Below are 14,030 nucleotides of genomic sequence, written 5' to 3'. Positions count from 1 at the left end.
GCGCATGGCGGTCGAAGGCAGAGCGGAGTTCGGGGAGGGCGCCAGCATGTCAGCCCACGGGCACCTTGAATTTCGGCGTGATCAGGTCGATGCCGCATTCGAGCCCCGCGCACCACGCGATGAACTGGCGCGACATCGTAGCATCCGGAAACAGCGCGCCGTGCTGCGGGGCGATGATCTCGATGTCGAGCGTGCTGACCATCTGCGCCCACGCCTTCATGACGCGGTTGGAGACCATGTAGCGCCGGTGAAAGCCCTCCATGAAGCGCGTATGCGCCTTGAAGTCGCGCACGACGGTGTAGTCGACGCCGATCGAGGCGCCGAGGTCGCCGCTGTAGAGGATCTTCGAGATCGGATCGTAGAGCTGGAAATTGCCCTCACTGTGCAGGAAGTGCGCCGGCAGCGCGTACAGCCTGCTGCCCGCGAGATCGAACACCATGCCCTCGTCGGGGATCGGCTTCAGCCGGTGGGCAACGATGTGGTCGAAGCCGAAATGCGGCACGAAGCGGGTCCACAGCTCGGAGATGTAGGCGTCGGCGTCGGTCGTCATCAGCCAGCCGTTGATCGCCGCGACGATGTCGGGATCCTGGTGCGACAGGAACAGATATTTCAGCCGCCCGCCCGAGAGCTCGCTGAAGGTCTCGCTGAGCACCCTGGAATAGACCTTGTGGCCGCCCGGATCGAGCAGCATGCCGACGCGGTCGTGGATGATCAGATGCTGGTTCGCCTGCACCGCGTGGTCGCCGGCGCCGAAATCCTCCAGCAGAATGTTCTTGTGAACGCCGTCGTCGTAGAGGACGGTATTGGCCATGAAACTACTCCCGCCGGCGCCGCGCCATCGCAGCGCGCCGGCTCATTGGACGACGGTGCGCTACAGTACCTTCTGCAGCGATCTGACGGCTTCGCGCATGTCGAAGAAGGTCAGCCCGAGCTTGCTGTTCTCGTTGGTGAGCGCGAGCAGCAGCGCGCCACGGCCGGCGCTGACCAGCACGGCATAGCCGGACTCGCCGCGGATGATGACCTCCTGCAGATGGCTGCGGCCGAGCTCCATGGCGGCGCGGCCGCCGAGCGACAGCAAGGTCGCGGTCATGCCGGCAACCCGCGTCTCCTCCATGTCGGCCGCGAGCACGCTCGCGATCATCAGCCCGTCCTCCGAGATCAGCGCGCAGGCCTCGACCCCGAACGAGTCGCTCTGCAGCTTGCGCAGCACCCGGTTGATTTCATCGAGTCGTGACATCGGCTTCTCCTCGACGGCGCGCGGGGCAAACTTGGAATGAAACTGGGTTTGAGCCATGGCGGGGTCCTGGTCATCATCTTGGGCTGTTGAAACGGAAGCGGTCGGAATGTCGATTTGTGTAGTAACGAAGGAGGGATACAGCGGGTCATCCGGGACCAGCGTCGTCGTCTGTTCCGGACTGCCGTCCGGCGCCGTCAGCGCGCGCGTCTCGATCGTATCAACCGCATCGTCGAGCGCGCGCTGCTCGGCCTTGATGCGTGATCGCGAGACCGGCGGATCCATCGCCTGCAACTGGGTCACCAGCGCCTGGCGGGCCGACTGGTAGACTTCGGCGCGGCGTTCGGGGGTGGAATCCGGCAGGCTCTCCATCGCGCGCGACAGCAGGATGAAGTAGTCGGCGGTGGTCACGGGCAGGGCTGCCGCATCCTCATGCGGACCGTGCGCTCGGCTCAGCAGGCTTGCGAGGCGTCCCATCGCTCTCTCGTCACTCTACGCAACTAACGATGCATAAGGTTAGGTCGGTGCAAGGGACAGGACGAATGATCTGAATCAAATCTACTAAAATCAGGACCAGACTGCGTAATCCCGCCCTCAAATCGACCGCAGTAGATCATGGTGGGGCCACGATTGCCGCCAATGCGCCGTATTGCCGCCGCGTTCGGCGCAACTGCGCCTCGGTCGCAGCCAGAATCAGCTACGATCACGGCGACGAATGGCGGCGCGGGGAGGGCAATGTGAACGTCCGGGACTATGTGCAGCGCGATGCGACGGCGCTTGCCGCCGCGGTGAAGGGCGGCGAGACCAATGCGGCCGAGCTGCTTCAGCTCGCGCTGGCGCAGAACGAGCGGGCCCAGCCGAGGACCAACGCGGTCTGCAGGCTGATGGAGCGCGAGGCCCGCGCGCAGCTCGCCAAGCCCGCCAACGGCCCGCTCACCGGCGTACCGTTCCTGATCAAGGACTGCGCCCAGGACTATGCGGGCCTGCCGACGGCCTATGGCAGCAAGGCGCTATCCGGATTCGTCGCCGGCGAGCATGCCTCGGTCGTCAGGCGGTATCTCGAGGCCGGCCTGGTGATCTTCGGCAAGACCAACCTGCCGGAGCTCGCGCTGAAGGGCGTCAGCGACTCCCGCGCCTTCGGCCGCGTCAGCAACCCCTGGAATCCCGCACATACGCCCGGCGGCTCCAGCGGCGGCGCTGCGGCGGCGGTCGCTTCGGGCGTCGTGCCGATGGCCGCCGGCAATGACGGCGGCGGCTCGATCCGCATTCCCGCCGCCTGCTGCGGCCTGTTCGGCCTGAAGCCATCGCGCGGGCTGATCTCGTCAGGGCCCGGCTTCGGCGAGTACTGGTTCGGCGCATCCAGCGAGGGCGTGGTGTCGCGCAGCGTCCGCGACACCGCGCTCGCGCTCGACGTCATCGCGGGCGGCGAGCCCGGTGATCCCTTTCTCACCGCCGAGCCGGGCGTGGTCTACACCAACGCGGTGGCCCGCGATCCCGGCCGCCTGCGCATCGGCTACACGGTGGCGTCGCCGATCGGGACCGAGGTGCATGCCGAGGCGAAGCTTGCGGTCGACAACGCCGTGAAGCTGCTGCAGGGCCTTGGTCACGAGGTCGAGGAGGCCTCGCCCGACATCGATGGCGCCGCGCTCGCGACAGCGTTCCTGCACATCTATTTCGGCCAGGTCGCGGCGCTGGTCGCCGACGCGCGCGGCAAGGGCGCCAGGCGCGAGGAGTTCGAGCTGCTGACGCGGGTGCTGTCGACGCTCGGCGGCGCGATCTCGGCCGGCGCGCTGACGACGCAGCTGCTGAAATGGAACGAGTTCGCGCGGGCGCTGGCGCGCTTCCATGCCCGCTACGACCTGCTGCTGACGCCGACGCTCGCGCATCCGCCAATCCGGCACGGCGAGGGCGATCCGAGCACCGCCGAGCAGACCCTGCTCGACATGCTCGACCGCATCGGCCTGCTCGGGCTGATGACGCGCTGGGGCCTGCTCGACGGCATGATCGACAAGATCGCCCGCGACAGCCTGCAATATGTCCCGTTCACGCAGCTCGCCAATCTCACGGGCACGCCGGCGATGAGCGTGCCGCTGCACTGGACCGCCGACGGCCTGCCGCTCGGCGTGCAGTTCGTGGGCCGGCTCGGCGACGAGACGAGGCTGCTGCAGCTCGCCCGCCAGCTCGAGGAGGCGCAGCCCTGGTTCGCGCGCCTGCCGGACTGGGTGATGCAGAGCTGACCACACCCGGCGGGCCGGTTCGAGCAGCGCGGTCGTGCGTCGCACGACGCCGTGCACGTCCATCGCGATTGCGTGCGCGCTGTTTGTGGTGTTCTATCTTAGGTGGAGCGCGGTCGCCTAAGCCGCGCCGGCTCGGCGACGTTCTTCGGACGGCCACGTTCTTCGGACCCGGCACATCGCACGTCGCTGCCGTCGTGCGGAAACTACTCCGCGTCGCTTCCGACGGTCCGCTGGTCCGGTGCCGTGCCATGCACATTGGCGATACTTTCAGAGGGCTGGATCATGAACGTCACAGTCTATTTCGCGACCAACAGGCAACCGATCACGGCTGAAGGCACGAATCAGATTACCGGGTTCAGCTCCGAGCTCGGTCCCGTCAACGGCTTGAACATCAGGTATGGCCGGGCCGAGATCGCGGTCGATCTGCAGGCATCGAGCTATGCCCTGGTGCCTGGATCGCTTCATGTCGAGGACGAGCAACTGATCTTTCCGCAAGGCTCCCGTGCGGTCCTCGGCAGCAATACGATCTTCGGCGCCCTGCGTGCCGACATGCTGGCGAAGGCGCGGCCGACGCTGGCGTTCATTCACGGCTTCAGCAACAGCTTCGTCGACTCGATCGAACGCGCCGGGTGGATCTCGGCGTTCTACGGGATCGACGCCAACATGTTCGTGTTCAGTTGGCCGTCGGTCGCCTCGCTGGTCGGCGTGCCGCTGCCCTTTGTGGACTACCAGCACGATCGCAAGACGGCGGCGGCATCCGGCCCGGCCGTGGCACGCACGCTGCGGCGGCTCTATGATTTCGTCGACGGGCTGCCCGAGAGCGAACGCTGCAACCAGAGCATTCATCTCATCTGTCACAGCATGGGCGTCTATGTCCTGCGCAACGCGTTGCAGGCCTTGATGCAGATGCCCGACCCGGTCGCCGGCGCGGCCATGGCCGGCGGCGTTCCGGCGATGGTGCGGATGGGCGGGACGCAGCCGTCCCTGACCGGATTGCGCAGGACCTTCGACAAGGTCGTGCTCGCGGCGGCCGACGAGGACGCGGACGCGTTCGACGACCCGGCGAAGCTGAAATATCTGCCGCGCACCGCGGGCAGCGTCACGGTCTATCACTCGACCAAGGATTGGGTGCTCAATACGCTGAGCGCGGGCACGAAATTCAACGGTCCGCGGCTCGGCAGCGACGGTCCCGACAACATGGGCAGCATCAGCGACAAGGTCACCGCGATCGATTGTTCGGATGTGACGACGTTCGAGCAGGACCCGCAGCAGCACCAGTATTACCGGATCTTCCCGGTGGTCCGCGACGACATCGTCCAGGTGCTGCAGGGCGTGCCGCAGAACCAGGTCAGCAACCGCGATCCGGTGGGGTCGGGACGCTACCGCATTCGGCCGCAGGCCCGCTTGGCGGTCAGGGCCACCAGTCCCAAGCCGCGCGCCGCGAAGGCGCGCGTCGCCAAGTCCGGTGCTGCGAAGAAGAGGGCGGCCGGCGGGAGCTGAGCGCGGGACGCTGGCGCGCCCGCATGGGCCGGCTCGGCGACGAGACGAGGCTGCTGCGGCTCGCCCGCCAGCTCGAGCAGGCGCAGCCCTGGTTCGCGCGCCTGCCGGACTGGGTGATGCAGAGCTGACGATCTCAGCGTTTGATGATGACCACTTCGAGATACTCCGACGGCACCACCATCGTGCCGTCCTCGGCGCCATTGAGCGTCCCGATCAGGGCCAGCATGTCGCGCTTGAGATCGGCCTGGCGGTCGCCATCAAGCGCAGCGAAGGCCTTGAGCACCGGGCCATAGTAGGTCTTGAACACGTCGACGAAATGCTCAGGCGAGCGGTAGCGCATCGCGAAATGACGCCGATGGCAGCGAATGTCGGTGGCATCGGCGAACATCTCTCGGATGCGTGCCTCGGTGCCCCACAGCGCCGGCGATCTGGCGCCGGCGGGCGGTGGCAGATATTTGCCGAGCGTCTTGAACAACTGGCCGATGAAGCCGTCGGGGGTCCAATTGGCCAGGCCGATCTTGCCGCCGCTGCGGCACACCCGGGTGAGCTCGGCGGCGGCGCGCTCCTGCCGGGGCGTGAACATCACGCCGAATGTCGAGACCACCACGTCGAATGTGCCATCGCCGAACGGAAGCGCCTCGGCATCGGCCTCCTGGAACTGCACGGACAGGCCGTCGGCGGCGGCACGCTGGCGCCCGCGGTCGAGCAGGGCAGGCACGTAGTCGGTCGAGACGACGTTGCACCAGCGCCGCGCCGCAGCCAATGTGACGTTGCCGTTGCCGGCGGCCACGTCGAGCACCTTCTGGCCGGCGCGGATGTCAAGCGCCTCGCAGAGTTCCTCGCCGACGATCTGCAGCGTGTTGCCGACGATGGCGTAGTCGCCGGACGACCACGCGCTGTGCTGGCGTGCCTTGAGCGCGGTGAAATCCGGCTCTGCGGTCGCGCCGGCCTGAATTGCAGCTGATGCGGTCATGATGGTCTCCTCCGGAGAATGCAGCGCTGTTGCGCGCGCTGGTGTGTGGAGACGTACGCGGCAGGCTTCGGGCGGCGCTATCCAGATCGCGACACGGCCATCCGGATCGTGAACTTTTCGAGCGCCGCCGATGACCCATAGGCAATTGGACGTCGTCGCATGATGGACGGAGATCAGGTTCCCCTGGCGGCGCGGCAGCCTTTGCCACGCAGCGTGCGCCGCGCGCTCGAAGCGATGCATGACGACCTCGGGCGGCGCTGGACGCTGGCCGATCTGGCGAAGATTGCCGGCGTTTCCGGACGGACCTTGCAACGCCAGTTCGTCAGGTCGATCGGCCGGTCGCCGCAAATGGTCCGGCAGGAGATCGGCTACGCGCGCGCCCGCGTCGAGTTTCTGCAGGGGCGCGCCGGCGGGAAGGTGATGGACGTCGCGCTGCGCTGCGGCTTCCCGCATTACGGCCGCTTCGCCGCCGGCTATCGTCGCTGCCACGGCGAGACGCCGTCGGAAACCCTGAAGCGGCAGGCGGTCTTGATGGCGCAGCTCGCCGCGTCGCGCACCACCATTGCGCCGGTGCGCGATCGGCCGACCATTGCCTTCGCCATGATCGCCACCGATCCGAGCGTGCGCGAGCTGGCGGACGACCTCGCGGCCGAGCTCACGCTGGCGCTGACCCGCGCGGGATTTGCCGTGACGACCCAGCCGCGCGCGGCGCGCTACCGCATGAACGCGTCGCTCCAGGGTCGGGATGGCGCGTCACGGCTGCTGCTGCAGCTGATCGACCAGGACAGCGGCGGGCTGATATGGGCGCATCGCGGCGAGGTCATGCTGCGGTGGGAGGCCGACGGTCACGAACGGTTGGCCGCCCGCGTGGCGGCATCGCTGCTGCAAAGCCTGCGCCGCGCCGAGATCGATCGGGCGCTGCGCAAACCGGATGAGGATCTGACCGCGCAGGATCTCGCGCTGCGCGCCATGCCCGGCGTGCTGTCGCTCGACGCCGACGGCAACCGCAGCGCGCTCGAGCTGCTGCATCAGGCCATCGCCCGCGATCCCCGTCATGCCCTGGCCACGGCGCTCGCGGCCTGGGCCTACGGCCAGCGCGCGGTCTATCATTTCGGCACCGCGCCCGGGCAGGACCGGCAGCTTGGTCGCGCCCTGGCGCAGCGCGTGCCGACCGAGCTTGCGGATGCGACCGTGCTGTGCGTGCTCGGCAACGCGCTCACCTTGCTGGATGAGCTCGCCGAGGCCGAGCAGGTGGTGGGCCGGGCGCTCGCGCTGGATGGCGGTGCCGCCTGGGCCTGGAGCCGCAGCGGCTGGCTCGATGTCTATCGCGGCGATGCCGCGTCGGCGATCGAGCGCTTTCGGATTGCGCTGGATCTCGCGCCGCAGGACCCGCTCGCCTTCAACGCCATCATTGGAATCGGCTGCGCGCATTTCGCCGCCGGGACCTACGCGGAGGCGGCGCGCTGGCAGCAGCGCGGCCTGCGCGAGCACCCGTCGTCGCTGTGGGTGCACCGGACCATGTGCCCGTCCCACGTGCTGGCGGGCGAGCGATCCGCGGCCCTGCGCAGTCTGCAGGCGCTGCGTGCCGGCTATCCGGACCTGACCCTGGCCGAGGTCCAGCGCGGCATGCCGCCGCTACCGGACGCCTATTCGGCCCGGGTATTCGAGGGATTGTCCGACGCCGGCCTGCCGGCGTAGCGGCGGCCGGTCACCGTCATCTCTTCGGCATGCCGATGGCGCGGCCGAGCCCGTCGGGACGCGGCAGCGCAGCATGCGCCTGCAGCACGCGGGCGATGTTGGCCTGGATGTCCGGCGGAAACGGCGCGACCTTGCGCTTGGTCATGTCGATATGCACCGACATGCCCTCCGAACTCGCCGAGATCCAGCCTTCGTCAGCGTGGCGGAGCTCCTCGAACGTGTGCAGCCGCTTCTCGTCGGCACCGATCAGCCAGACCGCGACCTGCACCGGATCACCCAGATGGATCTCGCGCAAATAGCGCACGTGGCACTCCGTGATGAAGGTCGAGCCCTGCCGTTCCTTCATGTAGGCCGGTCCGATGCCGAGCTCGGCCCATAGCTGGTCGATCGCGCGGTCGAACATCACGTTGTAATAGGCCATGTTGAGATGGCCGTTGTAGTCGATCCATTGCGGCTCGATCTGCATGATGGACGACAGGAACGGCCCCGCGCCGGCTTGTATGGGCACTGCATTATCGCTCATCGGCTCTTCCGTTTGCTCCCTTGACCCCTGTTGCGTCCTTTGCCACGGTCCGCCCAACTTTCGGAGGAAGCAGTGGCGACGACGATCCCCCATCACGATTTGAAGCGGCCCGCGCCGGAGGCGCTCAAGAGCGCGCTCGACGCACTCGCGGCTCGCTTCGGCAACCGGCTCATCACCTCGCAGGCCGTGCGCGAGCAACATGGCCATACCACGACCTGGCTGCCGACGCAGCCGCCGGATGGCGTGGTGCTGGCGCAGGAGACCGCCGACATCCAGGACGTCGTCCGCATCTGTGCGCCAAAAGGCGTGCCGATCATTCCGTTCGGCACCGGCACCTCGCTGGAGGGCCAGGTCAATGCGCCGGCCGGCGGCATCTGCATCGACATGCGCGACATGAACAAGGTGCTGGAGGTGCATGCCGAGGACCTCGACTGCGTGATCCAGCCCGGCATCACCCGCAAGACTTTGAACGAATATCTGCGCGACCAGGGCCTGTTCTTTCCGATCGATCCCGGCGCCGACGCGTCCCTCGGCGGCATGGCGTCGACGCGGGCCTCCGGCACCAATGCGGTGCGCTACGGCACCATCCGCGAGAACGTGCTGGCGCTGAAGGTCGTGCGTGGCGACGGCGAGATCATCAAGACCGGCACCCGCGCCAAGAAGTCCGCGGCCGGCTACGATTTGACGCACCTGTTCATCGGCGCCGAGGGCACGCTCGGCATCATCTGCGAGATGACGATCCGCCTGCGCGGCATTCCCGAGACCATCGCCGCGGCGTCGTGCTCGTTCGAGACCGTGCGCGGCGCCTGCCAGGCGACGATCCTCGCGATCCAGACCGGCATTCCGGTGGCGCGCATCGAGCTGCTCAATGCGGCGCAGGTCAGGGCGTGCAACGCCTATTCCAAGCTGACCCTGCCGGAGACGCCGCTGCTGCTCTTGGAGTTTCACGGCAGCGAGGCCGAGGTCGCCGAGCAGTCGAAGAACTTTGCCGAGATCGCCAGGGAGTGCGGCGGCGGCGACTTCGCCTGGACCACCAAGCCGGAGGATCGCACCAAGCTGTGGCAGGCGCGTCACGATGCCTATTGGTCCGTGAAGGCGATCCGGCCCGGTGTTGGCGTGGTCGCGACCGATGTCTGCGTGCCGATCTCCAGGCTCGCGGACTGCGTCACCGAGACCGAGGAGGACCTCGCGCGTCTCAGGCTGACCTCGCCGATCGTCGGCCATGTCGGCGACGGCAATTTCCACTGCTCCTTGATGTGCGACGTCGACGACGCCGACGAGATGGCCCGCGGCGACGAGTTCATGCATCGCCTCGTCGAGCGCGCGCAGGCCATGGGCGGCACCTGCACCGGCGAGCACGGCATCGGCCAGGGCAAGCAGAAATATCTCGAGTCCGAGCTCGGCCCGGAAGCGCTCGATGCGATGCGCGCGGTGAAGCAGGCGCTCGATCCGCAGAACATCTTCAATCCAGGCAAGATCATCCCGGCGCGCTGATCGGCAATCCAAGCCGAGCTGGGTTTCGGATTTGGGTTCGGCGTGCAGGCCCGCTGCTCACATAGGGCCGCTGCTCACATCTCCCAGCTCGCGGGAGATGTCGGAATGCATCACGATTCACCAAATAGAAAACGCCGCCGCGTTCGACACGCGGCGGCGCTTTGTTTCCGTGCAGATCAACGGCAGACGCGGCGCGGTCCCCACGGGGTCGGCCGCACCCAGCAGGTGCGCGGGCCGTAGACGCCGTAGCCGTAGGGGCGATAGACGCGCGGGGCGGGCCGGCAGCGGCCCCAGCGGTCGGGGAACCAACCGGGACCACAGCCGCCGGCGACGCGCTCGACATTGCTGTCCGGAGCAGCCGGCTGGGCTGGCAGCGTGAAGGCCTGCGCGGCCGACGCGCCCAACATGACGGTCGCGGCGAGCAGGGCGGAGGTGAACAGATTGCGCATTGCAGTGCGGTCCTCTCGTTGGTTTCGAAGCAGTGCAGTCCTTAGACGTCGTCGGGCAAATTTTGGTTTCGCAATATTTTCGAGGTCTCGAAACCTCTTCCCAGTACCATAGAGCTCTCGACGACGCCGGTCGCCCGATGCAGCTCTGCCGATCATGTGGCGCATCGCTGCAGTGTCGACGCCATCGTGCGGTCTTCTAGCAGACATTCGCTGCAAGGAACATGAACGATCAGCGACGCGTCCCGCTGGCTTTCGTCGCAGGCGGCATCATTTTCCGCCTTGCTGCGCCTTTGCGTCCTTCAACGCCGTCCTGCAACCGTCGGAGAGCTTGTCGAACTTCTCGATCATGCATTGCTTGATGCGGCCGCCGCCCGGGATGATTCCAGTACAGAGCGTACGCACATCGTCGCCGCAGGCCTGGCGCATGGCGCTCCTGTCCTGAGCCTGGGCGGCGGTGCTGGAGATGACTATCAACAGCAGCGGAAGCAGCTTGTGCATGATCGATGATTCCTCTCTCGCCGCGGCCGACGCGCCGGGCCTCGTGAGGCGGTTGTCTCGCCGATGAATTTAGCGGGCATATGTCGACCGTCGCCGCAACGTGTAACGGTTTGTATCACGAGGTCACTGCGCAGAGCGCAAGCGTCCGCCTGCCGCCGGGGTCGTCGTCGACCGCGGCGGCGCTCGTGCCGCCATTCCCTCAAGCGTGCACATCCGAGGCACTGCTGCGCAGCTTCTGCAGCGCGTGATCGACGCTGTGGAACACGCGCTCCCGCGGCAGCACATCGTACAGGCCGAACCGTTCGAAGGCCGCCTGGGCCCGCAGCGACTCCAGCCGCGCCACCGCGAACACGATACCGGCCTCGTTGCAGATATGGATCACGTCGCGCAGGGTCTGCGCGGCGGTGAAATCGATCTCGACGATGGCGCTGGCCTCGAACACCACCAGCCGCGGCTTGCGGCTGCGCAGCAGGCGCTGCATGTCGGCGCGGAACGTCGCCGCATTGAGGAAGCTGAGCGGGGCCTGGAAGCCGACCACGGCGATGTCGGACAGTTCCTCGCCCTTGATCTGCGGATGCGCCGGCCACCAGATCGTCGTGTCCGGCACGCGCTGGAAGGCGATGAGGTGGGCGCGCGTCGTGCTCCAGATGCCGTGCAGCAGCGACAGCGCGATGCCGAGCGCGACGCCCTGCTCGATCGGCAGTGCGACGATGGCCACCGCGGTGGCCAGGATGAGCAGGAACTCGCCCTTCGACGCACGATAGACGCTCGTGATCTGCGCGACGCGGATGATGCGCAGCGCGACGAACAGCAGCACGCCGCCGAGCGCCGCCTCCGGGACGTTTGCAAGCAGCCGGGCTCCGAACAGCACGAGCAGCAGCACGATCCCAGCGGCGAGCAGGCCCGCGACCTGCGACCGGCCGCCGGTCTCGACCACGATGCCGGTGCGCGGTGGACTCGCATTGACCGGAAACGCGCCGAACAATCCGGCCAGCAGGCTGCCGGCACCGGCGCCGAGGAAGTCGCGGTCGACGTCGGCCGCGCGGTCGGGATCGGAAGGGAACGAGCGCGTCGTCGCCGACGTCTGCACCATCACCACGACCGCGATCAGGAAGGCGAGCGGAACCAGCTTCGCCCATTGTTCCGGCCCGATCAGCGGCACGGACGGCATCGGCACCGTGCCGGCGATCTCGCCGATGACGGGCACGCCGCGTCCCCGCAGCCCGGCCGAGAGCACGAACAAGGTCGAGGCCGTAAGCGCGATCAGCGCGCCGGGAATGCGGGCGCTGATCCGCTCGCAGACCGTGATGGTCGCGAGCACGCCGAAGCCGATGAGCATCGTGTACCCGTTGGCCTTGCCGAGTTCGCCAGCGAGGGTGGCGATCCGCGCCAGCGTTGGCCCGCTCGGTGACGGCAGGCCGAGCACGCCCGGCAATTGCGAGACGATGATGTGAACGGCGATGCCGGCCAGGAAGCCCACGGTGACCGGCACCGACAGCAGGTTGGCGATGCCGCCGAGCCTGAAGCCGCCGGCCAGCACCAGCATGACCCCGACCAGCAGCGCCAGCGCCGCAGCGAGGCTGCCGTATTCAAGCGTGCCGCTGGCCGCGAGCAGCGCCAGGCCGCCGGCGAAGATCGGCGTGATCGTGGAATCGGCGCCGCAGGACAGGAAGCGGTTGGCGCCGAACAGCGCGAACCCCAGCGATCCCGCCATGAAGGCGAAGAAGCCGGTCTCGGGCGTGAAGCCGCCGAGCTTGGCGGTCGCCATCTGCTCGGGGATCGCGATCGCCGCCAGCGTCAATCCGGCGGCGAGATCGGCGGGCAGGGCGCTGATCCGCCAGCCTCGCAGCGAGCGGAGCATCGGCCAATGATGGTTGCCGTCGTGGCGTGGTTGCTCGATCATGTCGATGTCTCCGAGCGCATCACGGTCGAGTTGTTCGTCCGCTCACGCAAGATCGCGATCCCAGGGCGGCTCCGGCGCGAACGCCGCGGCGAGGTGGTCGATGAAGGCGCGCACCTTGGCCGACGGCGCGCGGTCCGGCAGATAGACGGCGTGCACCGCCAGCAGGTCCGACGGCGGCGCGTCGAGCGTCAGCGGCACCAGCCGGCCCGCGCGGATGTCGTCGCCGACGATGAAGGTCGGCTGGTAGATCACGCCCTGTCCGGCCAACGCCGCCGCGAGCAGCGCATCGCCATTGTTGGCGCGCAGATTGCCGCTCACCGTGACATCGACCGCGGCTTTGCCGCCCATGCGCCAGCGCGACGGGCCGGCCGCCGCCAGCGTATAGCCGAGGCAGTTGTGACCGGCGAGATCGGCCGTGGTGCGCGGTGTCCCATGCACGGCGAGATAGGACGGCGCGGCGCACACCATCATCCGGCACGGCGCCAGCCGCCGCGCCACCAGGCTGGAGTCCTTGAGCGTGCCGATGCGGATCGCGAGATCCCAGCCTTCCTCGATCAGGTCGACCAGCCGGTCGTTGAGGCCGAGCTCGACGCTGACGCCGGGATGGAGCGCGGCGAAGCCGGCAAGCAGCGGTGCGATCTGGCGCGTGCCGAAGGCGAGCGGGACGTTGAGGCGCAACAGCCCGCGCGGCTCGACGCGGTCGGCCGCGATCGCGCTCTCGGCCGCCTCGAAGTCGCCGAGCACGCGCTCGGCGAGGTCGAGATAGCGGCGTCCGGCCTCGGTGATCGTCAGCCGACGGGTCGTGCGGTGAAACAGCTTGGTGCCGAGTCGCGTTTCCAGTGCGGCGAGGTGTTTTGTCACCATGGTCGGCGACATGCCGAGCAGGCGGGCCGCGCCCGACAGGCTTCCGGAACCGGCCACCTTCGAGAGCACCTCCAGTCCGGTCAACCGGTCCAACACTGGATCATCTCACTCTTGGAGTGTGAACTGATTTTCCATTGTAGCGGATTATCGTCTGAGGGGAAATGATCCATATGGCGGGAAGTCCCCACGGAGGTCCCGATGATCGATTCCCGTACTGCGCCTTATGCCGCGCTCCTGCTCCGCCTCACTCTTGGCGGGCTGTTCCTGGCCCATGCCAGCCTCAAGCTGTTCGTCTTCAGCCCGGCCGGCACCGCAAAGTTCTTCGGCAGCATCGGCCTGCCGCCCGAACTGGCCTATCTCGTGATCGCCGCCGAGATCCTGGCCGGCATTGCCCTGATCCTCGGTATCGCCACCCGCTGGGTCGCGCTCGCCGCCGTGCCGATCCTGCTCGGCGCCATCTTCACCGTGCATGGCTCTGCCGGGTTCTTCTTCAACAATCCGAAGGGCGGCTGGGAGTATCCGGCGTTCTGGGCCGTCACCCTGGTGATCCAGGCCCTGCTCGGCGACGGCGCCTATGCGCTGGGCAGCCTTCGCAGTGGCCTTGCCGGCGGTCAGCTCCGCAGCGCACACTGATCGTCATGGTTGGTTGACTGCCGC

General features: G+C 67.7%; 13 protein-coding genes. 5 read left to right on the top strand and 8 right to left on the bottom strand.

Going from position 1 to position 14,030, the window contains the following annotated elements:
• Positions 1–49: 49 nt before the first annotated feature.
• The gene (locus QW863_RS26230) at positions 50–811 is read right to left on the bottom strand and encodes an MBL fold metallo-hydrolase (protein WP_315713400.1); all 762 of its coding nucleotides are present in this window, start codon (positions 809–811) and stop codon (positions 50–52) included.
• Positions 812–871: 60 nt separating this feature from the next.
• The gene (locus QW863_RS26225) at positions 872–1,711 is read right to left on the bottom strand and encodes a roadblock/LC7 domain-containing protein (RefSeq protein ID WP_315713399.1); all 840 of its coding nucleotides are present in this window, start codon (positions 1,709–1,711) and stop codon (positions 872–874) included.
• Between the two features lie 260 nt (positions 1,712–1,971).
• Here QW863_RS26225 and QW863_RS26220 point away from each other — a divergent pair, with 260 nt between their 5' ends.
• Positions 1,972–3,471, top strand: a complete 1,500-nt coding sequence (locus QW863_RS26220; RefSeq protein ID WP_315713398.1) for an amidase — start codon at positions 1,972–1,974, stop codon at positions 3,469–3,471.
• Between the two features lie 282 nt (positions 3,472–3,753).
• Positions 3,754–4,971: an alpha/beta hydrolase gene (locus QW863_RS26215; RefSeq protein ID WP_315713397.1), complete on the top strand. Its 1,218-nt coding sequence runs from the start codon at positions 3,754–3,756 to the stop codon at positions 4,969–4,971.
• A gap of 133 nt (positions 4,972–5,104) precedes the next feature.
• Here QW863_RS26215 and QW863_RS26210 read toward each other — a convergent pair whose 3' ends face one another.
• Positions 5,105–5,944, bottom strand: coding sequence for a class I SAM-dependent methyltransferase (locus QW863_RS26210; RefSeq protein WP_315713396.1), 840 nt, complete (start codon positions 5,942–5,944; stop codon positions 5,105–5,107).
• 159 nt (positions 5,945–6,103) lie between these two features.
• Here QW863_RS26210 and QW863_RS26205 point away from each other — a divergent pair, with 159 nt between their 5' ends.
• Positions 6,104–7,642 (top strand): helix-turn-helix domain-containing protein, encoded by a 1,539-nt coding sequence (locus tag QW863_RS26205; RefSeq protein WP_315713395.1) that lies wholly within the window; start codon positions 6,104–6,106, stop codon positions 7,640–7,642.
• A 16-nt stretch (positions 7,643–7,658) separates the two neighbouring features.
• On the opposite strand, the gene QW863_RS26200 is transcribed toward QW863_RS26205, so the two are convergent.
• The gene (locus QW863_RS26200) at positions 7,659–8,165 is read right to left on the bottom strand and encodes a thioesterase family protein (protein ID WP_315769131.1); all 507 of its coding nucleotides are present in this window, start codon (positions 8,163–8,165) and stop codon (positions 7,659–7,661) included.
• Between the two features lie 72 nt (positions 8,166–8,237).
• On the opposite strand from QW863_RS26200, the gene QW863_RS26195 reads away from it, so the two are divergent.
• Entirely contained in the window at positions 8,238–9,659 is a 1,422-nt protein-coding gene (locus QW863_RS26195; RefSeq protein WP_315713393.1) for an FAD-binding oxidoreductase, read from the top strand.
• Between the two features lie 176 nt (positions 9,660–9,835).
• Here QW863_RS26195 and QW863_RS26190 read toward each other — a convergent pair whose 3' ends face one another.
• The 4 genes from QW863_RS26190 to QW863_RS26175 form a co-directional block, all read right to left on the bottom strand.
• Positions 9,836–10,108, bottom strand: a complete 273-nt coding sequence (locus QW863_RS26190) for a GCG_CRPN prefix-to-repeats domain-containing protein (protein WP_315713392.1) — start codon at positions 10,106–10,108, stop codon at positions 9,836–9,838.
• A gap of 267 nt (positions 10,109–10,375) precedes the next feature.
• On the bottom strand, positions 10,376–10,606 hold the full coding sequence (locus tag QW863_RS26185) for a hypothetical protein (protein ID WP_315769129.1): 231 nt from the start codon (positions 10,604–10,606) through the stop codon (positions 10,376–10,378).
• A gap of 199 nt (positions 10,607–10,805) precedes the next feature.
• The gene (locus tag QW863_RS26180) at positions 10,806–12,509 is read right to left on the bottom strand and encodes a SulP family inorganic anion transporter (protein ID WP_315769127.1); all 1,704 of its coding nucleotides are present in this window, start codon (positions 12,507–12,509) and stop codon (positions 10,806–10,808) included.
• A 42-nt stretch (positions 12,510–12,551) separates the two neighbouring features.
• Positions 12,552–13,469, bottom strand: a complete 918-nt coding sequence (locus QW863_RS26175) for a LysR family transcriptional regulator (RefSeq protein ID WP_315769125.1) — start codon at positions 13,467–13,469, stop codon at positions 12,552–12,554.
• A gap of 102 nt (positions 13,470–13,571) precedes the next feature.
• Between QW863_RS26175 and QW863_RS26170 the strand changes: the two genes are divergently transcribed.
• Entirely contained in the window at positions 13,572–14,006 is a 435-nt protein-coding gene (locus QW863_RS26170) for a DoxX family protein (RefSeq protein WP_315713388.1), read from the top strand.
• Positions 14,007–14,030 lie beyond the last annotated feature (24 nt).

The organism is Bradyrhizobium sp. SZCCHNR1017, from assembly GCF_032381375.1.
In the GTDB taxonomy this organism is placed as follows: Bacteria; Pseudomonadota; Alphaproteobacteria; order Rhizobiales; family Xanthobacteraceae; genus Bradyrhizobium.
The sequence above is the reverse complement of the archived record's forward strand: the minus strand, read 5'-3'. Positions and strand labels throughout refer to the sequence as shown.